Origin of the sequence: Pseudoflavonifractor sp. An184 (assembly GCF_002160305.1) — a bacterium.
Classification (GTDB): domain Bacteria; phylum Bacillota; class Clostridia; order Oscillospirales; family Oscillospiraceae; genus Lawsonibacter; species Lawsonibacter pullicola.
Genome location: NZ_NFKI01000008.1, coordinates 47,542 through 74,155 on the forward strand (window position 1 = coordinate 47,542; position 26,614 = coordinate 74,155).

A 26,614-nucleotide genomic window follows, 5' to 3' on the forward strand; every position below is an offset into this window, starting at 1 on the left:
AGTCAATGGCCCGCGGGGCGCATAGGATGGAAGCACATGAGGAAAGGAGCGATTCCATGTCCGCTGTTTTTGACCTCCACTGTGATACCTTGACCGCATTTATGACCCCGGGCCGCTGCTTGGACACGTTGAACGACCCGCAGTCCGCCTTTGCCCTGTGCCGCCTCCCCCAGGGGCAGAGCTGGGCGCAGTGCTGTGCAATTTTTGTGCCGGACGGACTTCCGGAGGGAGATGTATTCCCATTTTTCCACACCCATGTGGAAAGTTTCCGGCGGCAGGGGGCGCGGTTTGCGGACCGGGCCCGGATCTGCCGCACCGCCGGGGAAGCGGAGGCGGCCTGGGAGCGGGATAAGGCCGCCCTGTTCCTCACGGTGGAAAATGGCGCGGTTCTGGGGCGGGACCTGGGGAGAGCAGAGGAACTGGCACGGGCGGGAGTGGTGATGGTCACCCTCACCTGGAACGGGGAGAACGCCATCGGCTCTGGCAGTCAGACCGATCACGGGCTGACTGCCTTTGGTCGGGAGGCGGTGAGGGAGCTGATTCGGTGGGGAATTGTGCTGGACGTCTCCCACCTGAACGACCGGGGGTTCTGGGACTTAATGGAGGAGACGGACGGCCCGGTTGCGGCCTCCCACTCCAACGCCCGGGCCATGTGCCCTCACCAGCGGAACCTCACCGACCGCCAGGCCCGGGAGATTGCCCGCCGCGGCGGACTGGTGGGACTGAACTACTACTCCCCCTTCCTGCGCTCCGACGGGAGGGCGGCGGAGTTTGAGGATGTGTACCGCCACGCCGCCCATTTTCTGGAGCTGGGACTGGAGCACTGCCTGGCTTTGGGCTCCGACTTCGACGGGGCTGATCTGCCTGCCTGTCTGGACGGATGTGAAAAAGTCCCGGAGCTGGGGCGGTACCTGGAGGAAAAACTGGGACGGGATACGGCGGAAAAAGTTTTGTGGAAAAACGCATGGGACTTTTTTGCCAGGAAAATACAAAATGGATAGAGAGACAGGAGGGAATCCTCGTGGCGCTGGAACATCTGGAATTTTTGGAGGAGTACCGGGAGGACAACCGCATTGAGGCCAAGCGGGCCCAGGGCGGTCTGCCCCGGAGCCTGTGGGAGACCTACTCCGCCTTTGCCAACACCCTGGGGGGCGTGATCCTCCTGGGGGTGGCGGAGGACAAGGGGGACGGCTCCCTCTACTCGGTCCCCCTCTTTGACCCGGAGGAGCTGGTGGAGGAGTTCTGGTCCATGGTCCGGGATCGGAGCGTGGTCAGCGTCAACCTGCTCCGGGAGGAGGACGTGCAGATTTTGAAGAATGGCCGCAATGAGGTGGTGGCCATCTTCGTCCCCCGGGCCCCGGCCAAGGACCGGCCTGTTTACATCGGTCAGGACCCCTACACCGGCACCTACTACCGCCGGGGGGAGGGGGACTACCGCTGTCCCCGCCGGGAGGTGGAGGCCATGCTCCAGGACCGGGAGGCCCTGTCGAAGAAGTAAACTGTACAGAGAGGCCCCGGGACACGCGTGCCGCGCATGCCCCGGGGCCTTCCTTCCGTATGAATTAGGACAGCTCGAACATCCCGTGGTAGAGCTGGTAATACTCCCCCCTCTGGGCAAGCAGGTCCTCGTGGCTCCCCCGCTCCACCACCTCCCCATGTTCCAGCACCAGAATCACATTGGCGTTGCGCACCGTGGACAGGCGGTGGGCGATGACGAACACGGTGCGGCCCTCCATCAGGGCGTCCATGCCCTTTTCAATAAGGGCCTCGGTGCGGGTGTCGATGGAGGAGGTGGCCTCGTCCAGAATGAGCACCGGGGGATCGGCCACGGCGGCCCGGGCGATGGCCAGCAACTGACGCTGGCCCTGAGACAGGTTGGCCCCGTCCCCGGTGACCATGGTGTCGTACCCCTGGGGCAGGCGGCTGATGAAGGAGTGGGCGTTGGCAATGCGGGCGGCCCGCTCCACCTCCTCCTGAGTGGCGTCCAGCTTGCCGAAGCGGATGTTGTCCGCCACGGTGCCGGTGAACAGGTGGGTGTCCTGGAGGACGATGCCCAGACTGCGGCGCAGGTCGTCCTTTCGGATGTCCCGCACATCGATGCCGTCGTAGGTGATGGTCCCGCCGGTCACGTCGTAGAAGCGGTTGATGAGGTTGGTGATGGTGGTCTTGCCCGCCCCGGTGGAGCCCACGAAGGCGATCTTGTGGCCGGGCTTGGCATAGAGGCTCAGGTCCCGCAGAACGGTCTGCCCCGGCTCATAGCCGAAGGTGACGTGGTCGAACCGCACATCCCCCCGCAGAGGGACGAGAGGGGCCGAAGGCCGGGCGGAGTCCCGCCAGGCCCAGCGGCCGGTGGACTCCCGGCAGGGGATCAGCGTCCCGTCCCCCTCCCGGCGCACCCGGACCAGCTCCACAGCGCCCCGGTCCACCTCGGGCTCCTCCTCCATGGTGCGGAAGATGCGCTCGGCGCCGGCCAGGGCCACCAGGAGGAAGTTGCCCTGCTGGGTCAGCTGGTTGATGGGCATGGCCGACTGGCGCACAAAGACCAGATAGCTGGCCAGACTGCCCAGGTCGGACTGGCCGTTGAGCACCATCAGTCCCCCCAGCACCGCGATGATGGCGTAGTTGAAATAGGAGATGGTCACCACCGCGGGGATCATGGTGGCGGCGTATGCCTGGGCCCGGGAGCCCGCCTCCTGGAGGGCCTGGTTCCGCGCCCGAAAGCCGTCCAGATTGGCAGGCTCGTGGCTGAACACTTTAACCACCTTTTGTCCGGCGGTCATCTCCTCAATGTAGCCGTCCAGGCTGCCCAGGTGCTCCTGCTGGCGGTCGAAGTAGAACTTGCTGCGCTTACTGCTGTATCGGATGTAGGCGAACATCACCCCATAGCCCGCCAGGACCAGGATGGACAGCCTCCAGTTGAGGAGGAACAGCAGCAGCACCATCCCAAAGAGCTGGACCATGCTCTGGATGACCACGGCGAAGCTGTTGTTCAGGGCGTCGGAGATGGTGTCCACGTCGTTGGTGAACAGGCTCATCAGGTCCCCCTTCCGGTTCTGGTCAAAGAAGCGCAGGGGGAGGGTCTGAAGCCGGTGGTACAGGTCCCGGCGGATGTCCAGGAGAATTTTCTGGGCCGCCCGGACCATGATCTGGGTGTAGCCCAGGGTGGACAGGACGCCCACGGCATAGATGGCCGCCGTGATCCCCACGCCGGCCATCAGGCCGGATACGCTGCCCTGGGCCACCACCTGATTGACGATGGGCCGGATCATGTAGGTTCCCAGCAGATTGGCGGAGGCGCTGAGGGCGGCCAGCACGGCCACCAGCGCGATGAGGACCCGGTGCCGCCCCAGGTACCGGGAGACCGCGCCCAGGGTCCGCTTCAGGTCCTGGGGCCGCTTTCCGCTATAAACTCTGGCCATCCTGGTCCCCTCCTCTCATCTGGGAATGGTAGATCTCCTGGTAAATGGGGTCGCCGGCCAGGAGCTGCTCATGGGTGCCCACCGCGTGGACCCGCCCGTCCTCCAGAATGACAATCTGGTCGGCGTCCATCACCGAGGTGAGGCGCTGGGCGATAATCAGCTTGGTCACGTCCCGCCGCTGGGCCAGAGCCCGGCGGATCTTCCCCTCGGTGGCGGTGTCCACCGCGCTGGTGGAGTCGTCAAAGATGAGCACCTTGGGCCGCTTCAGCAGGGTCCGGGCGATGCACAGCCGCTGCTTCTGGCCGCCGGAGACGTTGACGCCCCCCTGGCCCAGGTCGGTGTCCAGCCCCCTGGGCATCCGCTCCAGAAACTCGTCGGCACAGGCCTCCCGGCAGGCGGCCCACAGGGTGCCGTCGTCCGCCTCCGGGTCGCCCCACTTCAGGTTGTCCCGGATGGTGCCCGAAAAGAGCACATTTTTCTGCAGGACGATGCCCACCGCGTCCCGGAGGGTTTTCAGGTCGTACTCCCGCACGTCCCGGCCCCCCACCCGGACCGTCCCTACGGTGGCGTCGTACAGCCGGGGGATCAGCTGAACCAGGGTGCTCTTGGCCGAACCGGTGCCCCCCAGGATGCCCACCGTCTCCCCCGCCCGGATGTGGAGCTCCACATCCCGCAGGGCGTATTTCTCCGAGCCCGCCTGGTATTGGAAGGAGACGCAGTCGAAGTCGATGCTCCCGTCGGGCACCTCCCGGACCGGGTCCTCCGGCTCCTCCAGGTCGGGGGCCTCCTCCAGCACCTGGCCGATGCGGTGGGCGCTGGTGAGGGAGCGGGTGAGGAGGAGAAACACGTTGGAAATCATCATCAGGGAGTTCATCACCTGGAGCACATAGCTCAGAAATCCCGTGAGCTCGCCCACCTGCATCTCCCCGGCCAGGATCAGCTGTCCGCCAAACCACAGGATCATCACCACAGCGGAGTACATGACCAGCTGGAAGAAGGGTAGGTTGAGCACCGCGTTTTGGAAGGTGGTGCGGCTGGCGTCGGAGAGCTCCTGGCTCACCTCCTGGAAGCGCTCCTCCTCGTACTCCCCCCGGACAAAGGCCTTGATGGCCCGGATGCCGGTGAGCCCCTCCTGGATGCGGCTGTTCAGGCGGTCCATGGCGGTCTGCTGGCGGCTGTACAGGGGACTCACCTTGCGGACGATCAGGGCCAGGATGATCCCCAGAACGGGGGTGCAGATCACAAAGACCAGGGCCAGCCTGGCGTTCATGGCAAAGGACAGCCCGATGCCCAGCAGGAGCATCACCGGCCCCCGGACCATGGGCCGCAGGCCGCCGTTGATGGCGTTCTGCATCACCGTCACGTCGGTGGTCATCCGGGTCACCAGGGACGAGGAGGAGAACCGGTCCAGGTTGGAGAAGGCGAAGCTCTGGAGCTTCTCATACTCCGCCTCCCGCAGCCCCCCGCCGAAGCGGTAGGCGGCCCGGGCGGCGAACCGGGCGTAGATAAATCCGGCGATGAGGGCCAGGCCCGCGCACAGGGCCATGGCGGCCCCCAGCTTCCAGATGCGGGGCACGTCCCCCAGGGCCACGCCGTCGTCAATGATCCCCGTCATCAGCAGGGGAATGGCCATCTCAAACCCGCACTCCACCAGCAGGAGCAGGATGGCAACGAAAAAATCCCACCGGCAGGGGCGCAGATACCGGGCCATGGTACGTAGATCCTTCATGGCGTCTCCTCCTCCAGGAAGCGCCCTCCCACGTTGCGGTAGGTCCGCTCCAAAAAGTCCCGCAGCTGGGCGCGCTCCTCCGGGGAGAAGCCCTGGAGCATCTGCTCCTCAATGACCTTGCACCGCCCCTCCCAGGCGTCCAGGGCGTCCCGGCCAAGCTGGGTCAGCTCCACCTGGCCGCTGCGCCGGTCGTTGGGGGAGGGACTGCGGGTGACAAAGCCCCCCCGCTCCAGGCTGTCCAGCATCCGGCAGATGGCCGAGGGGTCCACGTCGCAGCAGTCGGCCAGCTCCCGCTGGCTGCTGTGTCCCAGCTCGCTCAGATACCGCAGCACCTTGGGCTGCCCGGGGGAGAGGCCCATCTCCTTGAGGTAGGGCCGCAGATAGTTCCGCTGGGCGTGGGCGGTGCGGGCCAAAAGGGTATGAATGGCATAGCGCACAGGAATCGACCTCTTTTCTTGCCATATCAATGATTGATATATCAATAATACGGGATGACTTTATTATAGCGCGTTTCATTCGGCTGTCAACTCTGTTTTCCTAAAATAAGACTTCCACGTTTGCCTTACATTTCTGGAAAAATCTTTTCTTGGCGTTCCCGCCCCCGGCGGAGGCGGGAACGCAGGTTAGGGCCGAAAAAAACAGCCCCTGGAGGCTCCAAGGGCTGCGGAGAATATTCAGGCCTCTCCAGGAGGGATCTCTCCCACCCCGTTGAGGATCAGGCGGGGCCGGTAGGGGAAGCGCTCCATCTCCTCCCGGGTGGTGACGCCGGAGAGGACCAGCAGGGTGTCCAGGCCGCTCTCGATGCCGGCCACAATGTCGGTGTCCATCCGGTCGCCGATGATGGCGGCATCCTGGGAGTGGACCCCCAGCAGCTTCAGGCCGGTGCGCATCATCAGGGGGTTGGGCTTTCCGATGAAGTAGGCCTGCTGGCCGGTGGCCATCTCAATGGGGGCCACCAGGGCCCGGCAGGAGGGGACCAGCCCCTCCTCGGTGGGGCCGGTGAGGTCGGAGTTGCAGCCGATGAACCGGGCCCCCTTCTGCACCAGGTGGACCGCCTTGCAGATGGCGTCGTAGTTGTAGTTGGGGGACTCCCCCATGACCACATAGTCCGGATTGATGTCGCTGAGGGTGATGCCCCGGTCGTACAGGGCGTTGTACAGCCCGGGCTCCCCGATGACATAGGCCTTGGCCCCCGGCATCTGGGCGGCGATGAACTCCGCCGTGGCCAGAGCGCTGGTATAGAAGTGCTGCTCGTCCACCTCCAGCCCCATGCGGGCGAGCTTGTCCTGCAGTTCCCGGGGGGTCTTGCCGCTGTTGTTGGTCAGAAACAAAAACTTCTTTTTCTCCCGGTACAGCCACTCCACAAACTCCTTGGCGCCGGGCAGCAGACGGTTCCCGTGATAGATCACGCCGTCCATATCACAGATATAGCCGCTCTTGTTGCGAAATTGATCCATAAACTCACTCCTTTGTCCGCAGAGAGGTATCTCCGGGCTGTCTCCCATTATACCGGAGTTTTGGAGCGGAAACAAGGGCGGGTTTGTAAACATTACAGACCCAGGGCCCGCAGCGCACGGTCCATCCCCTGGGCGAAGGCCAGGTGGCCCCTCTGAGTGAAGTGGACGCCGTCAAAGGCCAGCTCCACCCCCCACGCGCCCCCGTCGGCAAAGGCGATTCCCTGTTCCCGGGCCAGGGCGCCGTACTGCTCCGCCAGATGGCGGGAGGCCTCCGCCCAGGCTTCATCCGCCACCCAGGCGCCCCGGCGCATGGGGGGCGGGGCGGCCAGAAGAAATTGCGTCTGGCCCCCCCACTGCCCCCGCCGCACCAGGAGCCAGGCCAGGAGGGCGCGCATCCGCTCCACCACCACCTCCGCCTGGGGCGGGGACATCTGCAGCAGGTCGTTGCTGCCCAGCAGAATCACCACCGCGTCCACGGGGGAGGAGCGCTTCAGCGCCTCCTCCAGGCGCTGGACCTCCCAGGGGCGGCGGGGAATCTCACGGCCGTTCTCCCCCAAATTGACGATCTGCCGGTCCGGTTGAAGAGCGGCCAGCTGATCGGGCCAGCGCACCTGGGGCGGATACCGCCCGCCCAGGGGGGACTGGGGGTCATAGCCGTAGGTGTTGGAATCCCCATAGCATAAAATGGTTCGCTTCATTGCAGCTCCTCCTCCAGGCGGACGGTTCTTCGGAAAAAAGGAAATTTTCCAGCCTGACGTCTTTCTCTGTATCATACCACAGATTGCTCCGGATTGCTCCCGCCGCCGTCATAAAGAAAGAGTAAAATTATTCTTCATTTTCCGGGAGCCGCCGGTGTGCCCGGAACAATGCAGAAAGAAAAGGCCTCCGGCGGACAGACTGTCCGCCGGAGGCCCCTGGGGTCCGGATGGGGATTTACCGCTTGATGTCGTAGTTCATGTTCATCAGACTGCGGATGGTGTCCGCGTCGTCGGTGATGTTGCCGTCCCCGTGGATGGTGTGCTTGATGGCGCTGCTGGCCACGGCGAAGTTGAGCATATCCATGGGCTTGTACTGGTGCATCATGGCGTAGATAAGGCCGCTGGCGAAGGCGTCGCCGCCCCCCACTCGGTCCAGAATGGTGAAGGTGAACAGGCGGCTCTCAAAGGTATGCCCGTCATACCACATGAAGGCCTTCAGGCTGTTCTCACTGCCGCTGTGGGCGTAGCGCACGTGGCGGGCGATGCACTTGAGGTTGGGGTAGCGGTCCACAAAGGCCTGGAAAATCTCCTCCTGCTGCTCATAGCTGGGCTGGAGGGGAACCCCGTCCTTCCAGTCCCCCTTGCTGTGGTCCGCCTCGTCCCGCCACAGGTGATAGGGCTCGATGCCCAGCAGCACGTCCACATAGGGCAGGCACTGGGTGCAGAAGTCACGGGCCTCCTCCCAGGTCCACAGGGCGGAGCGGAAGTTGCCGTCAAAGCTGACGGTGAGGCCGTGGGCCTTGGCCGTTTTCAAACAGTCCAGGGTGAGCTTGGCGCAGCCGGGGCCTAGGGCGGGGGTGATGCCGCTGAGGTGGAGCCAGTCGAAGCCCTCCAGCAGGGCGTCCAGGTCCACCCGGCCGTAGTCGTACTCCACAAAGGCGCTGTGCATCCGGTCATAGGTGACCTTGCTGGGCCGGATGCCGTAGCCCGTCTCCAGGTAGTAGGTGCCCAGACGGTGGGTGGGGGTCTCCTCCGGGGTGGAGAGGATCATGGGAGTGCAGTGGACGTCGTTGCTGCGCAGCATACGCACGGCGCTCTTGCCCACGCTGTTGTTGGGGACCACGCTGAAGAAGGTACTGTCGATGCCCAGATTGGCCAGAGCCAGGGCAATGTTGGCCTCGCTGCCGCCGTAGCTGGCCTGGAAGCTGGTGGCCATGCGGATCTTCTCGTAGTCCGGGGGTGTGAGCCGCAGCATGATCTCGCCGATGGTGATGAATTTCTGGGGAGAGCTGGCCCCCCGAAGCAGCGGATTGAAATGCTCCATAAATACGCCCCTCCTGATTTTAATTGGTGTCCCGAACCCGGCGGGTGCGGGAAGAATTCAAATGGATGGAAAGAGGACCGATCACCGCAGGGGACCGGTCCTCTCTCGCTGTGTATCTGGATCTGGAAGATAATATCCTGTTACCGCTGGATGCGGCCGGAGCCGTCGCCGCCGGCCAGCTTCTCCACCTCGGCCACGGTGACCATGTTGTAGTCGCCCTCGATGGTGTGCTTGAGGGCGGAGGCCGCCACGGCGAACTCCACCGCGTCCTGGGTGCTCTTGCCGTTGAGCAGAGCGTAGATCAGGCCGCCGCCGAAGCTGTCGCCGCCGCCCACGCGGTCGATGATGCGCAGCTCGTACTTTTTGGAGAAGCAGTACTCGTTGGAGGCAGCGTCGTAGAGCATGGCGCTCCAGCCGTTGTCGGAGGCGGAGTGGGACTCCCGCAGGGTGATGGCCACCTTCTCAAAGCCGAACTTGTCGGAGAGCTGCTTGGCCACGGACTTGTAGCCCTCGTGGTTGATCTCGCCGGCATAGATGTCGGTGGCCTCGGCCTCGATGCCGAACACGTCCTTGGCGTCCTCCTCGTTGGAGATGCACACGTCCACGTACTGGCACAGCTCGGTCATGGCCTCCCGGGCCTGCTCCCGGGTCCACAGCTTGCCCCGGTAGTTCAGGTCGCAGGAGATCTTCACCCCGTGGGCCTTGGCGGCTTTGCAGGCCTCCTTGCAGGTCTCCACCAGGTTGGGCCCCAGGGCCGGAGTGATGCCGGTGAAGTGGAACCAGTCCACCCCCTCGAAGATCTTGTCCCAGTCGAAGTCGGAGGGCTGGGACTCCTGAATGGCGGAGTGGGCCCGGTCATAGATGCACACGCTGCCCCGCTGGGAGGCGCCCTTCTCGTTGAAGTAGATGCCCACACGGTCGCCGCCCCGGACGATCATGGAGGTGTCCACGCCGTAGCGGCGCAGGGAGTTCACCGCCGCCTGGCCGATGGCGTGGGCGGGCAGCTTGGTGACGTAGGCGGCGTCCAGGCCGTAGTTGGCCAGGGAGACGGCCACGTTGGCCTCGCCGCCGCCGAAGGTGAACTCCAGGTGGTCCGCCTGGACAAAGCGCTCGTAGTTGTAGGGCTGGAGCCGGATCATCAGCTCGCCGAAGGTAACGACTTTCATGTTCAGCACTCCTTAAATATTGTAAAGTTTATCGGTCCAAAAGAAAAATCAGCGCTTTACCAGGTGGATGGCGAAGCCGCCCACCTCGTCCTGGAGGTAGATGGCCTTGGTGTTGCCCTTGGCGTCGGTCTTACGGCTGGCCTGGTCAAAGCGGACGCCCTGGAGGCCCAGGTGGTACACCGCCCGGTCCACATTGTAGGTGCCGATGGCGATGTGGCCGTTGGCGCCCCGGCCGGGGGCCTTGTTGCACTCCACCATGGAGCCGGCAAAGTCGGAGGAGTTGCCCGCCTTGTACTCCAGGCCGAACAGGGCGCACAGGGTCTTGGCGGTCTGGGCGGCCTCGTCGGCGTTGGCGCAGTTGATGCCCACATGGGCCAGAGTGAAGCCCATCATGGTCTTGACGGCCTCCTGGCAGATGCGGGTGATCTCGTCCCACTTCTCTCCCTCAATCAGATCCTTTTTCACCATCCAGGTGCCGCCGCAGGCGATGATCTTATCGAAGCTCAGGTAGTCCATCATGTTCTTGGTGTTCACGCCGCCGGTGGGCATCCACCGCAGGGTGGTGTAGGGTCCGGCCACTGCCTTCAGCTTGGCCACGCCGCCGTTCTGCTCGGCGGGGAAGAACTTCACCACGTCCAGGCCCATGCTCATTGCCTGCTCCATCTCGCCGGGGGTGGCGGTGCCGGGCATCATGGGGACGCCCTTGTCAACGACATAGCGGGTGACAACGGGGTTGAAGCCGGGGCTGACGATAAACTGGGCCCCGGCGGCGATGGCCCGGTCGGCCTGCTCGGTGGTGAGGACGGTGCCCGCGCCCACCAGCATGTCGGGGACCTCGGCGGCGATGCGGCGGATGGCCTCCTCGCCGGCGGCGGTGCGGAAGGTGACCTCGGCGGCGGGCAGACCGCCCTTCACCAGGGCCCGGGCCAGGGGGACCGCCTTGTCGGCGTCGTCGATGGCAATGACCGGAATGATGCCGATTTGATACACTCGCTGAAGAACTTCGTTCATATTGCGCACACTCCTTCAAATTTATTTCTGCACCCACACGCTGGATGCTGTGTCCGGATCAACATGTACACTTGCATACTAGAAAACAAGACGTCAAGAAAAGAAATGTCCGCGCAATATCTGCGGGACGGCGGACAGGAACACGAGGCGGGGCCTCGCAGGGTGGAAAAACAACGGTTTGCTTACTTTCACCCTCTATTTTACATTCAAAATAAGATTGCGCAAGAGGGGAAACCATTTTTCGGAGAAATATACAAAGGAGGGAATGAATTTTTGTGCTAGTATACTAGTATACGAAAAGGCGGACCAACTTGTGTTCAGAACCTTGGAACAGGAAACCGGGGAAATGCAATTCTTTTGTGAAAATGGTAAAGACTTTCTGCCAATCCCCTTGTCATATGTTCAAAACACTGATATACTAGTATTCATAAAGGGCATGGAATCCGGTATGGCTGAAATTGCCAGGCCTGAATTTTGTGCGTTCAACGATAGGCCAAGCGGGAGGCGCTCTCATGCAAATTTTGGAACGACTGCCCCGGGAGACAGGGCGGGACTATGCTCTGCGCACGATTCGGGATAATATCATCACTTTGAAGCTGGAGCCAGGCAGCCAGATCAGCGAAAATGAGTTGGCGGCAGAGATGAATTTGTCCCGCACTCCGGTGCGGGAGGCGCTGATCGAGCTGTCCAAAGTAAAAATCATTGAGATATATCCCCAGAAGAAGAGCATGGTTTCTCTGATCGACTATGAGCTGGTGGAGGAGTCCCGCTTCATGCGGAATCTGCTGGAGTGCGCGGTGGTGGAACTGGACTGTGAGATGGCCGCTCCTCAGGATATCCGCCGTCTGGAGGACAATCTGCAGCTGCAAAAGTTCTACCTCAACAGCTACTATCCGGAAAACCTGCTGAAGCTGGACAATGAGTTCCACGGCATTTTGTTTGACATCGCCCGGAAGTCCCAGGTCTATACCCTGATCCAGAGCATCTCCATCCACTTTGACCGGGTGCGGAGCATGGCGTTGGCCACGGTGAAAAACCAGAAGATCGTGGAGGACCACGAGGGACTGATCCGCTGCATTGAGCGCGGACAGGCGCAGCAGGCGCGGGATCTGATGGAAAAGCATCTGAACCGGTACAAAATTGATGCGGCGGAAATCCGGTCCGCTTACCCCCAATATTTTAAATAAAATGGGAATTGATGCCCCATACGCGGTGCGGCTGCGGCGGAGCAGAGAAGGACAGACAGCGGCTCTCTGTTAAGAATACAGGGAGCCGTTGTTTGTATGTTTACGGCGAACAGTGCCGGGATCATCCTTCCAAAATCACGGAGCGGAGGCAAAAATAAGACCGGAATTTTATGATTTGTATAAAAATGAACGGCAAGATTTGTTTATAAATGCGTCTTGTTTTCTAGTATACAAGTATTGTAGAATATGGGTAGATTGAAAAGGACCCAGCCGGTAAAGCGAGGCAAAATGCAAGTCTTTGACAAGGGGGGTGCCCCCCTTGTCCCGCAGATACGTCTGCGGGACAAGCTGCTTTGAAGCGTCAAGCGTGGAAAGCGGAGGAGATTTGATCGGGCCGGCGCCGGTCACAGAAGCACGGAAATGAAATTTTTTAGATAAAGGTGGTAGACAGCAATGAAAGAGACCATGAAGGAAGTCGTCATTACCGGACCCAAGCAGTATGAGATCCGTGAAGTCCCGGTGCCCAAGCCGGGCGACGGCGAGGTGCTGATCCAGATGAAGGCGGCCGGCGTGTGCGGCTCCGACGTCCATCAGTTCCTGGGGGAGAACCCCAACGCCGTGTTCCCCCGGGTCCCCGGCCATGAGAACGCCGGCGTTATTGTGGCGGTGGGCAAGGATGTGAAGAACATCAAGGTGGGCGACCACGTGGTAGTGGACCTGGTTGTGGCCTGCGGGGAGTGCCCCCAGTGCAAGAAGGGCCGCCGCAACGTGTGCCGCACCGTCAAGGCCCGCGGCTCCGCCATCGACGGCGGCTGGCGGGAGTACTTCGCCGTGCCTGAGCATGAGGTGTACCTCCTGCCCCAGGACATGCCCTTCAAGGACGCGGCCCTGATCGAGCCCTTCGCCATCGGCGGCCACTGCACCACCCGCGCCGGCATTCAGGGCGGCGAGTCCGTGCTGGTCCTGGGCAGCGGCACCATCGGCGCCGTGATCCTCCAGACCCTGAAGCTGAAGGGCTGCCGGGTGATCTGCGCGGACATCAACGACGCCTCTCTGGCCCGGGCCAAGGAGTACGGCGCGGACGCCATTGTCAACACCAAGACCAAGAGCCTGAAGGAGGCCGTCCAGGAGTTCACCGACGGCGCCGGCGTGGACGTGATCTTCGACTCCGCCTGCTACCCCGGCTCCCTCACCGCCGTGCTGGAGATGGGCATCCCCGCCAACGGGGCCACCATCGTCCCCATGGGCTTCTGCACCGCCCAGGAGGGCATCACTCAGGCCATGATCAACACCCGGGAGCTGTCCATCATCGGCACCCGCATGTCCTGCAACCAGTTCCAGCCCACCATCGAGCGCTTTGCCAAGCACGAGTACCAGCTGGACGGCATGGTGAGCCACTATATCCCCTTCAGCCAGGTGGGACAGGTCTTTGAGAACATCATTCATCCCCCCAAGGATATGAAGAAGATGGTCATTGTCTTTGACGAGGAGTAATCCCGCCACCCCAGAGGAATTTAGCGGCCGGTGTGACGCCGTTAAAGAATACACTGTGAGAAAAGCAAAGGATTAGGAGGATGTAACATGAAAGTGAAAAAGTTGATCTCTGTTCTCTTGGCTGCCGGTATGATTGCCACTGTGGCGGCCGGCTGCGGCAGCAGCGGCGGCGAGGGCGGCGGCGGCGCCAAGACCCTGCGCATCGGCGACAACTGGGGCGCCAGCCACCCCATGGCCGCGGCGCTGGACAATGTGTTCAAGACCCAGATCGAGGAGCAGACCAACGGCGAACTCACCGTGGAGGTCTATCACGACGGCCTGCTGGGCGACGAGGCCAACCTGTGGCAGAGCGTCCGTGACGGCTCCGTGGACTTCGTGGTGGTGGGCACCCCCATGAACCAGGAGTTCTCTGAGATGCTCATCTCCGACTGGCCCTTCCTGTACCGCGACCTGGAGCACGCCAAGGCCGTGTGGACCGGCGAGGTGGCCGATGAGGTGACCGCCGACTTCAACGAGTTCTTCACTGAGGTGGAGCTGCTCTCCTGGGGCCCCAACTCCGCCCGTACCTTCTCCTCCAGCAAGCCTCTGACCTGTGTGGAGGACTTTGCCGGCCAGAAGTTCCGTATGCCCAACAACCCCATCCACATCGGCATTGTGGAGGATCTGGGCGCCTCCGCTCAGGTCATCGGCCTGGGTGAGCTGTTCACCGCTCTGGAGACCGGCACTGTGGACGGCCAGGACAACGGCATGGTCACCATCGTGGACCAGAGCTTCCAGGAGGTCCAGAGCTACCTCTATGAGACCAACCACATCATCGCCACCCTGGAGATCATCGCCAACAAGACCACCATGGACTCTCTGACCGAAGAGCAGCAGCAGATCGTCCGCGACGCCGCCAAGGCCGCCGCTGTCCAGGCCTGGGACGACTACATCGCCTCCATTGACGAGGACCGTCAGATCATCGAGGACGCCGGCGTCACCGTGACTCAGCTCACCGACGAGGAGCGCGAGAAGATGATTGCCGCCATCCAGCCCACCATTGACACCCTGCTGGAAGAGAACGCCGACTGGGCGCCCGACCTGATTGCCCAGATCGACGCGGTGCAGTAAGACTTACAGTTGCTCTGCGCAGGACCGCGCCCCGTTCCCGGGGCGCGGCCCGTTTAAAAACGCAGAAGAGGAGGTTCATTTATGTCCGACAGACAACATAAGAGCGGACTGGGTTCGGCGGTGGATAAACTGTTCCGCGCCATTGAGATCCTCATTGCCATCTTCCTGGGCGTGATGATTTTCTTCACCTTCCTGAACGTGGTGCTCCGCCAGTTCGGCATTGGTTTTGCCCAGACGGAGGAGATCTCCCGGATCTGCTTTATTTACCTGATTTATTTAGGGTCGATCATCGCCGCAAGAGAAAATCAGCACCTGATGATCGATACCTTAATCAGCAAACTGCCTGAGGTGGGACAGAAGATTTTGTATGTGATTATTCAGGGCCTGATCATCTGGCTGATGGCCACTCTGACCAACGGCGCGTTCACCAACGCCTGGAATAACCGCAACGACTTCTGGGTTGCCACTCACATCCCGGTGTTTATGGTTCACTTTGCCGGCGTCCTGCTGGGCGTATCGGTGATTATCATTTCCATTGTCAACCTGTACCGTATGATCGTGAAAAAGGAGCCGGTCATGGAGCTTCTGACCGGACACGGAAATTCGGATGATCCTACGGCGGCGGAAGGAGGCGGCCTGCAGTGATTATTGCTGTCTTTATTGTTTCCATGCTGGCCGGCATTGCCATCGGCCTTCCCATCGCCATGGCCCTGCTGCTGTGCGCCATCTGCACCGCCATGGCCATGGGCGGCGGCGTGGCCAACCCCACCATCATCGCCCGGACCCTGATGCAGGGCTCCGACTCGGTGACCATGATGGCTCTGCCCTTCTTCATCCTGGCCGGTGAGATCATGAATCAGGGCGGCCTGACCAAGCGCATCATCAATTTCTGCAACATCTTCCTGGGGCGCATCCGCGGCGGCCTGGGCTATGTGACCATCTTCGCCTGCCTGATCTTTGCCGCTCTGGTGGGCTCCGCCGTGGCCGCCTGCGCGGCCTTGGGCGCCATGCTGATCCCCATGATGGTCAGCTCCGGCTACAACCGGGAGGAGTCCTCCGCCCTGGTGGCCAGCGCCAACCTGGTGGCCCCCATCATGCCCCCCTCCGTGCCCATGATCGTGTACGGCGTGTCCGCCGGTGTGTCCATCAACTCCATGTTCATGGCCGGCATCGCCCCCGCCGTGTATCTGACCATCGTGGCCTGTGTGGTGTGGTTCTTCCGCAGCCACCGGAAGGGTGTGGTGCCCACCACTGAGCACTTCGTGCCCCCCACGCCCAAGGAGGCTCTGCGCATCTTCGGCGGCGGCATCTGGGCCCTGCTTCTGCCGGTCATCATCCTGGTGGGCCTGCACTCCGGCAAGTTCACCGCCACCGAGGCCGGCGTCATTGCCTGCGTCTATGCGCTGCTCATCGGCCTGCTGGTGTACCGGGAGCTGAAGATCAAGAATCTGGGCAAGGTCTTTGTCAACGCGGCCAAGACCTCCGCTGTGGTTATGTTCCTGGCGGCGGCGGCCAACGTGGCGGCCTACTACATGACTGTCTCCCGCATTCCCCAGATCCTCACCGGCGGCCTGGAGGGCCTGGTGGAGAACCGGACTCTGCTGATGATCGTCCTCATGCTCATCGTCATCGTGGTGGGCCTGGCCATGGACGTGACCCCCAGCATTCTGATCCTGACCCCCATCATGATCCCTCTGGTGGAGGCGGCCGGCATCAACAAGGTTTACTTCGGCGTGTGCTTCGTGCTGATGAACGTGCTGGGCCTGACCTCTCCCCCTGTGGGACCGGTTCTGAACGTCGCCTGCGCCGCAGGCAATGTGAAGATGGATAAGATCATTGGTCCGACAATGCCCTATTTCATTTGTCAGACGATTCTCTGCTTCGCCCTGGCGATTTTCCCCTTCCTGGTGGAGGTCCCCATGGGTTGGTTCGGAGCGTCCTGATCGCCGCCGGTTCCGGCACAGCTTCCAATTTGCCCAAAACCGCGCTCTCCTTCGATGGAGGGCGCGGTTTTCTGCATTGAGAGGAGAATCCGGCGCGGGATGGGCGGCCGGCAGGGAAATGAAAGCCGCCGTGAGGAGGCGGGGACAGAACGGCGTCTGGGAATCAGGGCAGAGCGCTCTGGAGAATGATTTCGGAGAGGACCGCCGTCCGCCGGCATCAGTGGGCTATGGAGCCGTGGGGGGATGGGGGCGACCGTCCGGAGACGAAAAACTGCCCCGCGCCCATTGCTCTGGACGCGGGGCAGAGTTGTACACAGGTGGATGTCTCAGGTGGCGCTGGGCAGGGCCAGGAACTCCTCGGCCTCGGGGTCGGTAAACACCTTGGTAAACTCAGCGCCGCTCATGGTCTCATGGGCCAGCAGATACTGGGCGGTGAGCTCCAGTTGGGGCCGGCACCGGGTGAGGATCTCCTCACAGCGGGCGTAGGCCCGGTCCACAATGGACTTGACCTCCTCGTCGATGAGGCCGGCCACGTCCTCGGAGTAGCTGCGGGCCTGGGCCATGGTCCGGCCGATAAAGACCTCGTCGCTCTCGTTGCCGTAGGCGATGGTGCCCAGCTTCTCGCTCATGCCGTACTTGGTGACCATGGCGCGGGCGATGGAGGAGGCCTTCTGGATGTCGTTGGAGGCGCCGGTGGAGATATCCCCCAGCACCAGCTGCTCGGCCACCCGGCCGCCCAGACACACGGCGATGTGCTCCTCCAGCTCCGCCTTGGACTGGTAGGCCCGGTCCTCCTGGGGGAGGGAGATGGTCATGCCGCCGGCGGGGCCCCGGGGGATAATGGTGATCTGGTGCACCGGGTCCTGGGTGGGCAGCTCGTGGATGACAACGGCGTGGCCCGCCTCGTGGTAGGCGGTGAGCCGCTTGGCCAGGGGAGTGACCACCCGGCTCTTCTTCTCCGGGCCGGCGATGACCTTCATCATGGCCTCGTGGAGGTCGGACATGGTGATAAACCGCTGGTTGACCCGGGCGGCCAGGAGGGCGGCCTCGTTGAGCAGGTTCTCCAGGTCGGCGCCGGTGAAGCCGGCGGTGGCCTTGGCGATATCCGACAGGGAGGCGTCCTCGGACAGGGGCTTCTTCCGGGCGTGGACCTTCAAAATCTCCTCCCGGCCCCGGATATCGGGGAGCCCCACATAGATCTGCCGGTCAAAGCGGCCGGGGCGCAGCAGAGCGGGGTCCAGAATGTCCTGGCGGTTGGTGGCGGCCATGACGATGACCCCTTCGTTGGAGGCAAAGCCGTCCATCTCCACCAGCAGCTGGTTCAGCGTCTGCTCCCGCTCGTCGTGTCCGCCGCCCAGGCCGGCGCCGCGCTGGCGGCCCACCGCGTCGATCTCGTCAATGAAGACGATGGCGGGGGCCTCCTTCTTGGCCTGGTCAAACAGGTCCCGGACCCGGCTGGCGCCCACGCCCACATACAGCTCCACAAAGTCGGAGCCGGAGATGGACAGGAAGTGGACCCCGGCCTCCCCGGCCACCGCCTTGGCGATCAGCGTCTTACCGGTGCCCGGAGGGCCCACCAGCAGCACGCCCTTGGGGATGCGGGCCCCCAGGGCGATAAACTTTTGGGGGTCCCGGAGAAACTCCACGATCTCCTGGAGTTCCTCCTTCTCCTCATCCGCCCCGGCCACATCGTTGAAGGTGACCTTTTTCCCCTGGTCGGCCAGGGTGCGGGTACGGGCGTGGCCGAACCGGCTGGGGCCGGGGCCGCCCCCGGAGTTGGCGTTGGCCTGGCGCAGGTACATCATGTACCAGAACGCCCCCACCGCCAAAATGATGATCAGATAGGGCAGCAGGCCGAACCACCAGGCGGACTCAATGCCCGGCTTGTAGTCGCAGTCCAGCAGCACGCCGCTGGCCCGCTGCTGGTCGATGAGCTCGTGCAGGTCATTGTAGAAGATATAGAGGTTGGCCACCTCGTAGTGGAGGGTGCTGGTGGCGTCGCCCTCCCCCCGGACCTCCAGGGTGAGGTTGTTGCCCTCCAGGGAGAAGGATTGGACCCGCTCCTGTTCAAACAGGGTCCGCACCTGGCCGTAGGTGGGATCTCTGGACTGATCCATCCGCTGGAGGGTGGTGACGGCAAAGACCATCAGCAGAATCAGCATCAGATAGAGGATCACGTCCCGGGAACTGAATCGCTTCAAAGGGGATGCACTTCCTTTCCGGCGGTTTTGATGGGCAGTCCGCCAGCCGCCGTGCCGGAGAAGGGGGAGCTCAGCCCCCGTAGACCTCCGGCTTTAAAATTCCAATGTAGGGCAGGTTGCGGTAGTGCTCGGCGTAGTCCAGGCCGTAACCCACCACAAAGGCGTCGGGGATGGTGAAGCCGGAGTAGTGGACCTCCACCGGCTTGACCCGGCGGTCCGGTTTGTCCAGCAGGGTGCACAGGCGGACGGAGGCGGGGCCCCGCTGCTCCAGCACCCGCAGCAGGTAGCTCAGGGTGTTGCCCGAGTCCAGAATGTCCTCCACCACGAGGATGTCCTTGCCCTCGATGTTGCCGGACAGATCCTTGGTGATCTGGACCTGTCCGCTGGAGGAGGTGCCGGTGCCGTAGGAGGACACCGCCATAAAGTCCACGGTGCAGGGCAGGTCGATCCGGCGGCACAGGTCCGCCATAAAGACGAAGGAGCCCCGCAGGACGCTGATGAGCACAATTTCCCGGCCCTGGTAGTCCTGGGTGATCTGGTGGGCCAGTTCGCCCACCCGGCGGGCCAGCTGTTCCTCGGTGAACAGGACCTCCTGAATATCTTTCTCTAGCATGTTTGGTTCCTCCTCGCAATACAATACCACAGCCCGGCCTTCAAAACCAGGCGTTTTTTCAGTTTTTTTCTCCGAATTTCGGATGGATCAGGCGGATGTGCCAGGCTTCGCCGTCCTCTGAGGGCAAAAACGCCGCGTCCGGTCCCAGGCCGGCCGCTCCGGCCACCTGTCCGCCGCTTTCCAGGACGGGGAGCTGGTCCCGCAGCGTCCGGGGGATTTTCTCGTCCACGTACCACTTCTTCAGAGGACGCCCGGGACGTCCGGGGAGGGTCAGCCGGTCCCCGGTTTGCCGGGAGCGGGCGGTGAGGGCCGGGGCCGCGCTCCGGTCCAAAAAAAAGTCCAGGGGCCGCTGGGCCTGTCCGCGGTACCGCTCCAGGGTGCAGGCGATCTCCCAATCCCCGGCCCGGGTCAGACCGGGCAGCGCCAGCTCCACGGCGGAGAGGGGAGGGGGAGAGGCCAGCCGGGTGAGGATCAGGCGGCCGTACTCCCGCCGGGCGGTCAGCCCCCCGGGCAGGTCGATCCGCGCGGAGGGGTCCTGGGTGCGGCACAGGTCCGTCAGGGCCTCCAGATGGGCGGCGGAGCACCGGTCATCCCCGCCGCTGGCCCGGGCCAGCAGGGCCCGGACGGCCCGGACGGCAAGGGGCTGGGGCAGCCGGGCCACATCCTCCGCCGGGAGGGAGAGGGTCCCGTCCGCCCCCTCCTGGAGCCGCCCCAGAGCCTCCTCCGCCTGGGCGGCGAGGCAGTCCTCGTCCTCCCGCAGCCGCTGGGCGGTGTCGGTCAGCCGCACCAGGAACCCGGGGTAGAGGGCCTCCAGCTCAGGGAGCACCCGGTGGCGGAGCCGGTTCCGGGCGTAAATATCCTCCCGGTTGGAGGGGTCCTCCCGCCAGGGAAGCCCCCAGAAGCGCAGGTAGTCCTCGATCTCCCCCCGGGTGGTGGTGAGCAGGGGGCGGATGACGTCCCCGCTTTTGGGGGCCATGCCGCACAGCCCCCGCAGGCCGGTCCCCCGGGCCAGATGGAACAGCAGCGTCTCGGCGTTGTCGCCGGCGGTGTGGGCCACGGCGATGTACTGGGCGCCGGCGGTCCGGGCGGTTTTCCGGAGAAAGGCGTAGCGCAGTTCCCGGGCGGTCTCCTCCAGGCCGCGGCCGGTCTCCCTGGCCCGGGCCGCCACATCGCCGGAGCCGGTGAACAGCTCCACCGGGGGCAGCGTCTCCACGGTTCCGTCCGGACGGAGCGTCCGCTCCCGGCCGCAGCACAGGGAGACAAACTCCCGGACAAACTCCATGTCCTGGGCGGACTCCGCCCCCCGGAGCCGGTGGTCGAAGTGGGCGGCGGCCAGGGTGAAATTCAGCTCCCGGCGCAGCCGCCAGAGCCGGTGGAGCAGATAGATGGAATCCGCGCCGCCGGAGACGGCGCACAGCACGGCGCTTCCCGGAGGGATCAGACGGTATTCCCGAATCAGCTGGACCATGGGATCGGTCATAATTCCTCCTGATAATACGGTCAGTACTCCTCGTGCTGCCACTCCATGTTGCCGAAGGTGGTAAACTCGGGCAGCCACTGGAGCTCCACCGTCCGGGTCTCTCCGTGGCGGTTTTTGGCGATGATGCACTCGGCCAGATTGGGGTTGGGGGTCTCCTTGTCGTAGTAGCCCTCCCGGTACAGGAACATGACGATGTCCGCGTCCTGCTCGATGGCGCCCGATTCACGCAGGTCGGAGAGCATGGGCCGCTTGTCGCTGCGGCTCTCGTTGGCGCGGGAGAGCTGGCTGAGGCAGAGCACCGGCACGTCCAGCTCCTTGGCCATGATTTTCAGGGCCCGGGAGATGTCGGACACCACCTGCTGGCGGTTTTCGCCGGAGTACTGCCGCCCGCCGGCGGACTGCATCAGCTGGAGGTAGTCGATGATGACCAGCCCCAGGTTGTCCACCCGGCGGCACTTGGCCAGGATGTCGGCCACCGACACGGTGGAGTCGTCGTCGATGAGGATGTGGGAGCGGTTTAGGGACTCGGTGGCCACCATGATCTTCTCCCAGTCCTCCGGGCCCAGGTTGCCGGTGACCAGCTTCTTGTTGTCCACAAAGCACTCGCTGGAGATGAGACGGAGGGCCAGCTGCTCCCGGCTCATTTCCAACGAGAAAAAGACGACATTTTTTCCGGATTTCTTGCCCGCCTCCAGCAGGATGTTCAAAGCCATGGAGGTCTTGCCCATGCCGGGGCGGGCGGCCAGCAGAATCAGATCGGACTTGTTCAGGCCCGAGATGGCCCGGTCCAGATCGGTCAGGCCGGTGGAGAGGCCGGGAATGGCCGAATCGCTGGCGGCCAGCTCCTCCAGCCGGGCGTACACGTCCAGCAGCACCTGGGAGATGGGGGTGAGCCCCTGGGCGGCCCGGCCCTGGCGGATGGCGTAGATCCGCTGCTCCGCCGCCTCCAGCACGTCCTGGCCGGTCTCGGTGCCCTGCTGAATGAGAACGGTGAGCTCTCCCGCCGTCTCCGCCACCCGGCGCAGCAGGGTCTTGTCCTTTAAGATCCCGATGTACTCCTTGACGTTGGCGGCGGTGGGAGTGGTGTCCATGAGCTGGAGCAGATAGCCCCGGGAGGTGTTCTCGTCGTACACCCCGTTCTGCTTCATGTTCTCCAGCACCGTCACCGGGTCGATGGTGAGGGAGTAGTTGAACATGGAGTAGATGGTCTCATAGATCTCCCGGTTCTGCTTCACGTAGAAGTCGTCGGGACGGAGCTGGTCGATGACCTCGGGCACGCACCGGGCGTCGATGAGCATGGAGCCCAGCACCGCCTGCTCCGCCTCCACCGAGTGGGGCAGCTGCTTGAGCAGCAGCTCCTCGTCTTCCAAAGCCAAAGAAATCACCCGCCCTTTTTCAGTGAGATAGGAGTGAGGAGATAGGAGATAGAAGATAGGAGATATGGAGAAGGGAGCAACTCCTATCTCCTATCTTCTATCTTCTATCTAACAAAGAGTATCAGGCCTCTACCACGACCACGTTGACCATGCCGGTGACCTCATAGCCCAGCTTGGCCTTCACCTGATAGCCGCCGCAGGACTTGATGGGCTCGTCCAGCACCAGCTTGGCCTTGGCGATGTTGACGCCGTGCTGCTGGGAGAGGCACTCGGAGATCTCCTTGGCGGTGACGGCGCCGAACAGGCGGCCGCCCTCGCCGGCCTTGGCGGCCACCTTCACGGTGAGCCCCTCCAGCTTCTTGGACAGGGCCTCGGCCTCCGCCTTCTCGGCGGCCTCCTGGGCCTTGCGGGCCTTCTCCTGCTGCTTCATGGTGTTCACATTCTCAGCGGTAGCCAGAACGGCCAGCTTCCGGGGGAGCAGGAAGTTCCGGGCGTACCCGTCGGAGACCTCCACCATCTGGCCCTTCTTGCCCTGGCCGCGCACGTCCTGCTGTAAAATCACTTTCATGTTCAGTTCCTCCTATATAACGATTCGAAATAGTAAGATGAGAAAATACAATTCGTAGGGGCGACCCTTGCGGCCACCCGGATCAGCACCGGCGGGCGGCCGCAAGGGCCGCCCCTACACATGATCAATGGAATATGGAGCGGATCGGTGTGGAGCGATCTGGCGTTCCGGGGGCAGAAGCCATTCTGCCTTCTGCATTGTAATTACTCCTCCAGGTACTGGTCGATGGCCTGGGCCAGCTCCTGGGCCACCTGGTCCAGAGTCTTGCCCTGGATCTGGCCTCCGGCGGCGGCGGCGTTGCCTCCGCCCCCCAGCTTCTCCAGGATGACCTGCACGTTGGTGTCCCCGATGGAGCGGGCCGAGACGATGATCCGGTCCCCGTCCGGGTAGAGGACGAAGGAGGTGTCGATGCCGATGATGTTCAGCAGCTCGTCCGCCGCCTGGGCGGCGGTCACCCGGCCCACCGTGTGGTCCACCACCGCGATGGCGATCTGGTCCCGGTAGAGCTTGGCGTTCTGGATGATGGCGTATTTGGCGATGGTGCCCGCCAGGTCGTTCTGGAAGAGTTTCTTGACCTCGGCGGTGTCCGCCCCGGCCCGGCGCAGGAAGGCCGCCGCCTCAAAGGTGCGGCCGCCGGTGCGCATGGAGAAGTTCTTGGTGTCCAGGACAATGCCCGCCAGCAGGGCCTCCGCCTCCGCCCGCGTCAGGTCGGTGGGGTCGGCGATATACTGGAGCAGCTCGGTGACCAGCTCCGAGGCGGAGGAGGCGTAGGGCTCGTGGTAGTTGAGGGCGGCCCCCTCGATATAGGTGGCGGCCCGGCGGTGGTGGTCGATGACCGCGATGCGGTTGCAGGACTCCAGTACCTCCTGGGACTGGACCTGCTCGGGGCGGTTGGTGTCCACCACCACCACCAGAGAGCGGTTGTCCATGAGGAGCAGCGCCTCCTGGGAGGAGAGGAAACAGTCCTTATACTCCGGCAGCTGCATCAGACGGTCGGTGAGTACCTTGGAGGGGGGAGAGCCCGGCTCCTGAATGATGTGGGCGGGGACTCCTCTCTTTCGGGCGATGGCGAACACGCCGGCGGCGGCGCCGATGCAGTCGTTGTCCGGGGAGCGGTGGCCCATGATGAACAGGCAGGAGGAGTCGGACACCAGGGCGGACAGGGCGTTGGCCATGACCCGGCTCTTGACCTTGGTGCGCTTCTCCGTCTCCTTGGAGCGGCCGCCGAAGAACTCAAAGGTGAACTTGTTGCGGATGACCGCCTGGTCGCCGCCCCGGGACAGGGCCATCTCAATGGACAGGTTGGCGTACTGGAGCAGCTCCTGGAAGGAGTCGCCGTCCACTCCGATGCCGATGGAGAAGGTGGCGGACAGGCCGCTGGGGCTGACCACCTGGTGGATGGTGTCCAGAATGTCAAATTTCTGGTCCACGAACCGGGACAGGTACTGCTGCTCGAACAGGAACAGGTACCGGTCCCGCTCCATGCGCCGGAGCATGCCGCCGGTGCCCGCCGCCCAGGCGTCCAGCCGGGCGTTGATCTCCGAGTAAATGGTGGAGCGCTGGTTCTCCGTGAGGTTTTTCATCAGGTCCTCATAGTTGTCCAGCAGCAAAACCGCGGCCGCGGGCCGGCTGGCCTGGTACCGGTCCCGGGTGTTGGCCAGCTCGGTCACGTCCACCCAGTAGGTGGTGGCCAGAAAGCCGCCGCCCCGCTCGCTGGCCCGCACCAGATGGCCGTATACCAGGAAGCGGCGCTCCCCCAGCTTCACCTCGTCGGGGCACTCGCTCTTGCCCTCCAGCAGCCAGCGGGTGTCGAAATCGGGGAGGACCGTCTCCAGCTTGGCGTCAAACAGGTGCTCCTTGTCGCCGGTGAGCTGGAGAAAGCGGTCGTTGGTCCAGATGATGTCCCCGCTCTCCGGCCGGAAGATGATCATGGGCAGGGGGGAGTTCACCATGGTGTCCTTGGTGGCGATGTCCACATTGCCGGTGATGTTCTCAATATACTTGGTGATCTCCCGGCGGCGCTTGTGCAGGCCGCTGCGGTGATGGAGGGCCAGCAGCACCACCACCGCCAGTTCCAGCACGGCCAGGGGCAGACTGAACATGGCGGAGGCCAGAGCGAACAGAACCAGGCAGATAAAATAGAGCTGCAGGCTGGGCTGAAGCAGCTGGGGCAGTTTTCGATTCAAGAAGGGACCCTCCTTCCAGAGCCATGGGGATAAAATCAGCACTTTATTATAGCAGATTGCGGGAGGAAATACAACCAAAACCACAAGAGAAGTGGGAGGCGGAAATGAAAACTTCGGCTCCATGGGGGCGGCTGGATCGGAGAGGAAAATCAGACACCAAAAAAATACAGAAAAAAGTGCTCGCAGCCCCGGTCCAGCCGTTGCAACCAAAGAAAAAGACTGATATAATAAAGGCCACAAGCGTGTTTTTTGCAGCGCTGCTGCAGAGCAGAGCCGGCCCCCGGGAGAGGCCCCGCCCGTAAAAGGGACGGGGACAGGATGGGGGGACGACCCTAAGCCTGTTACATTTTATTACCTTAGGAGGCTGTTCCAACATGCAAGAGATCAAAATTACCCGCGCGCAGACGTTGAAAGAGAAGCCTGACTCCTCCACCCTGGTGTTCGGCAAGAGCATGACCGACCATATGTTCATCGTGGACTATGACGCCGGTCAGGGCTGGCACGATCCCCGGATCGTCCCCTACGCCCCCCTGCAGATCGACCCGGCGGCCAAGGTGCTCCACTATGCCCAGGAGATCTTTGAGGGTCTGAAGGCCTACCGCACCGAGGACGGCTCCATCCAGCTGTTCCGCCCCCTGGACAACGTGCGCCGGATGAACGCGTCCGCCGAGCGTATGGCTCTGCCCCAGATCCCCGAGGACCTGGCCCTGGCCGGCATCACCGAGCTGGTCAAGGTGGAGCAGGACTGGGTGCCCCATGAGAAGGACACCTCCCTGTACATCCGTCCCTTTATGGTGGGCCTGGACGCCGCTCTGGGCGTGCACAGCTCCCACCACTGCCAGTACATCGTCATCGTCTGCCCCGTGGGCGCCTACTACCCCGAGGGGCTGGACCCGGTGAAGATCTATGTGGAGGACCAGGACGTCCGCGCCGTCAAGGGCGGCACCGGCACCGCCAAGACCGGCGGCAACTACGCCGCCTCCCTGCGGGCCGGCGACCGGGCCGAGGCCCAGGGTTACAGCCAGGTGCTGTGGCTGGACGGCGTCCACCGCAAATATATCGAGGAGGTCGGCTCCATGAACGTGATGTTCAAGGTGGCCGGCAAGATCCTCACCCCCGACCTGAACGGCTCCGTGCTGGACGGCATCACCCGCCGCTCCTGCATCCAGCTGCTGAAGGACTGGGGCTATGAGGTGGAGGAGCGCCGTATCTCCGCCGAGGAGCTCTTCGAGGCCGCCGAGAAGGGCGAGCTGGAGGAGGCCTGGGGCACCGGCACCGCCGCCGTGGTGTCCCCCATCGGCGAGCTGGCCGAGGGCGACAAGAAGGTCACCGTCAGCAACAACCAGATCGGCCCTGTCACCCAGCGCCTGTACGACGAGCTCACCGGCATCCAGTGGGGCCGCCTGCCCGATCCCCACGGCTGGATCATGAAGCTGTGCTGAGCTGCGGCTTATCCCATGAAATGAAAGTAAAAAACTGGACCCGATTTCGGGTCTAGTTTTCAGGCTGTCGGAAAAGTCCAAAGACTTTTCCGACAGCCTGAAAAAATGCCAATACTTTCCCGCCGCTGCGCGGCGGAAAAGTCCTCGCTGCGCTCGCTGAACGCCTTGTCATACAAGGCATTCAGGGCATTCGATCCCACTCGAGGCGGG

General features: G+C 63.2%; 22 protein-coding genes. 8 read left to right on the forward strand and 14 right to left on the reverse strand.

Features of this window, described 5'->3' with window-relative positions; genetic code table 11:
* Positions 1-56: 56 nt before the first annotated feature.
* Both B5F19_RS04675 and B5F19_RS04680 read left to right on the forward strand, forming a co-directional pair.
* Positions 57-1,001: a membrane dipeptidase gene (locus tag B5F19_RS04675; protein ID WP_162612517.1), complete on the forward strand. Its 945-nt coding sequence runs from the start codon at positions 57-59 to the stop codon at positions 999-1,001.
* Between the two features lie 20 nt (positions 1,002-1,021).
* The gene (locus B5F19_RS04680; RefSeq protein WP_242972699.1) at positions 1,022-1,498 is read left to right on the forward strand and encodes an ATP-binding protein; all 477 of its coding nucleotides are present in this window, start codon (positions 1,022-1,024) and stop codon (positions 1,496-1,498) included.
* 64 nt (positions 1,499-1,562) lie between these two features.
* Here the strand turns inward: B5F19_RS04680 and B5F19_RS04685 are convergent, their stop codons facing one another.
* From B5F19_RS04685 to eda, 8 genes are all read right to left on the reverse strand, one after another.
* On the reverse strand, positions 1,563-3,419 hold the full coding sequence (locus B5F19_RS04685) for an ABC transporter ATP-binding protein (protein ID WP_087288466.1): 1,857 nt from the start codon (positions 3,417-3,419) through the stop codon (positions 1,563-1,565).
* Positions 3,403-5,148 carry an ABC transporter ATP-binding protein gene (locus B5F19_RS04690; protein ID WP_087288468.1) on the reverse strand — a complete coding sequence of 582 codons (1,746 nt, stop codon included), beginning with the start codon at positions 5,146-5,148 and terminating at the stop codon, positions 3,403-3,405. Before B5F19_RS04690 ends, B5F19_RS04685 begins: the two co-directional genes overlap by 17 nt.
* Positions 5,145-5,585 (reverse strand): MarR family transcriptional regulator, encoded by a 441-nt coding sequence (locus B5F19_RS04695; RefSeq protein ID WP_242972700.1) that lies wholly within the window; start codon positions 5,583-5,585, stop codon positions 5,145-5,147. The genes B5F19_RS04690 and B5F19_RS04695 overlap by 4 nt, the downstream gene beginning before the upstream one ends.
* Positions 5,586-5,822: 237 nt before the next feature.
* Positions 5,823-6,605 (reverse strand): HAD-IIA family hydrolase, encoded by a 783-nt coding sequence (locus B5F19_RS04700; protein WP_087288470.1) that lies wholly within the window; start codon positions 6,603-6,605, stop codon positions 5,823-5,825.
* A gap of 92 nt (positions 6,606-6,697) precedes the next feature.
* Positions 6,698-7,303 carry a GDSL-type esterase/lipase family protein gene (locus B5F19_RS04705; protein ID WP_162612518.1) on the reverse strand — a complete coding sequence of 202 codons (606 nt, stop codon included), beginning with the start codon at positions 7,301-7,303 and terminating at the stop codon, positions 6,698-6,700.
* Between the two features lie 235 nt (positions 7,304-7,538).
* Positions 7,539-8,627: a sugar kinase gene (locus B5F19_RS04710; RefSeq protein WP_087288474.1), complete on the reverse strand. Its 1,089-nt coding sequence runs from the start codon at positions 8,625-8,627 to the stop codon at positions 7,539-7,541.
* A 140-nt stretch (positions 8,628-8,767) separates the two neighbouring features.
* On the reverse strand, positions 8,768-9,793 hold the full coding sequence (locus B5F19_RS04715; RefSeq protein WP_087288476.1) for a sugar kinase: 1,026 nt from the start codon (positions 9,791-9,793) through the stop codon (positions 8,768-8,770).
* A gap of 48 nt (positions 9,794-9,841) precedes the next feature.
* Positions 9,842-10,804 carry a bifunctional 4-hydroxy-2-oxoglutarate aldolase/2-dehydro-3-deoxy-phosphogluconate aldolase gene (eda, locus tag B5F19_RS04720; protein ID WP_087288478.1) on the reverse strand — a complete coding sequence of 321 codons (963 nt, stop codon included), beginning with the start codon at positions 10,802-10,804 and terminating at the stop codon, positions 9,842-9,844.
* Between the two features lie 512 nt (positions 10,805-11,316).
* On the opposite strand from eda, the gene B5F19_RS04725 reads away from it, so the two are divergent.
* The 5 genes from B5F19_RS04725 to B5F19_RS04745 all read left to right on the forward strand — a co-directional run bounded on the left by B5F19_RS04725 (position 11,317) and on the right by B5F19_RS04745 (position 16,538).
* Positions 11,317-11,991, forward strand: a complete 675-nt coding sequence (locus B5F19_RS04725; protein ID WP_087288479.1) for a GntR family transcriptional regulator — start codon at positions 11,317-11,319, stop codon at positions 11,989-11,991.
* A 453-nt stretch (positions 11,992-12,444) separates the two neighbouring features.
* On the forward strand, positions 12,445-13,485 hold the full coding sequence (locus tag B5F19_RS04730) for an alcohol dehydrogenase catalytic domain-containing protein (RefSeq protein ID WP_087288481.1): 1,041 nt from the start codon (positions 12,445-12,447) through the stop codon (positions 13,483-13,485).
* Positions 13,486-13,572: 87 nt separating this feature from the next.
* Positions 13,573-14,595, forward strand: a complete 1,023-nt coding sequence (locus tag B5F19_RS04735) for a TRAP transporter substrate-binding protein (protein ID WP_087288483.1) — start codon at positions 13,573-13,575, stop codon at positions 14,593-14,595.
* A gap of 81 nt (positions 14,596-14,676) precedes the next feature.
* The gene (locus B5F19_RS04740) at positions 14,677-15,240 is read left to right on the forward strand and encodes a TRAP transporter small permease (RefSeq protein ID WP_087288486.1); all 564 of its coding nucleotides are present in this window, start codon (positions 14,677-14,679) and stop codon (positions 15,238-15,240) included.
* Positions 15,237-16,538 (forward strand): TRAP transporter large permease, encoded by a 1,302-nt coding sequence (locus B5F19_RS04745; RefSeq protein ID WP_087288488.1) that lies wholly within the window; start codon positions 15,237-15,239, stop codon positions 16,536-16,538. The genes B5F19_RS04740 and B5F19_RS04745 overlap by 4 nt, the downstream gene beginning before the upstream one ends.
* Positions 16,539-16,864: 326 nt before the next feature.
* Here B5F19_RS04745 and ftsH read toward each other — a convergent pair whose 3' ends face one another.
* From ftsH to B5F19_RS04775, 6 genes are all read right to left on the reverse strand, one after another.
* Complete coding sequence (gene ftsH, locus B5F19_RS04750) at positions 16,865-18,685, reverse strand: ATP-dependent zinc metalloprotease FtsH (protein WP_275532769.1); 1,821 nt, start codon at positions 18,683-18,685, stop codon at positions 16,865-16,867.
* A 124-nt stretch (positions 18,686-18,809) separates the two neighbouring features.
* On the reverse strand, positions 18,810-19,352 hold the full coding sequence (gene hpt / locus B5F19_RS04755; protein ID WP_087288490.1) for a hypoxanthine phosphoribosyltransferase: 543 nt from the start codon (positions 19,350-19,352) through the stop codon (positions 18,810-18,812).
* Between the two features lie 58 nt (positions 19,353-19,410).
* The gene (gene tilS / locus B5F19_RS04760) at positions 19,411-20,832 is read right to left on the reverse strand and encodes a tRNA lysidine(34) synthetase TilS (protein ID WP_087288492.1); all 1,422 of its coding nucleotides are present in this window, start codon (positions 20,830-20,832) and stop codon (positions 19,411-19,413) included.
* A gap of 20 nt (positions 20,833-20,852) precedes the next feature.
* A complete protein-coding gene (dnaB, locus tag B5F19_RS04765) occupies positions 20,853-22,208 on the reverse strand; it encodes a replicative DNA helicase (protein ID WP_087288494.1) in 1,356 nt (451 codons plus the stop codon).
* A gap of 121 nt (positions 22,209-22,329) precedes the next feature.
* The gene (gene rplI, locus B5F19_RS04770) at positions 22,330-22,776 is read right to left on the reverse strand and encodes a 50S ribosomal protein L9 (protein ID WP_087288496.1); all 447 of its coding nucleotides are present in this window, start codon (positions 22,774-22,776) and stop codon (positions 22,330-22,332) included.
* Positions 22,777-22,979: 203 nt separating this feature from the next.
* On the reverse strand, positions 22,980-24,962 hold the full coding sequence (locus B5F19_RS04775) for a DHH family phosphoesterase (protein WP_242972701.1): 1,983 nt from the start codon (positions 24,960-24,962) through the stop codon (positions 22,980-22,982).
* Between the two features lie 374 nt (positions 24,963-25,336).
* Here B5F19_RS04775 and B5F19_RS04780 point away from each other — a divergent pair, with 374 nt between their 5' ends.
* Entirely contained in the window at positions 25,337-26,404 is a 1,068-nt protein-coding gene (locus B5F19_RS04780; RefSeq protein WP_087288500.1) for a branched-chain amino acid aminotransferase, read from the forward strand.
* Positions 26,405-26,614: the final 210 nt, after the last annotated feature.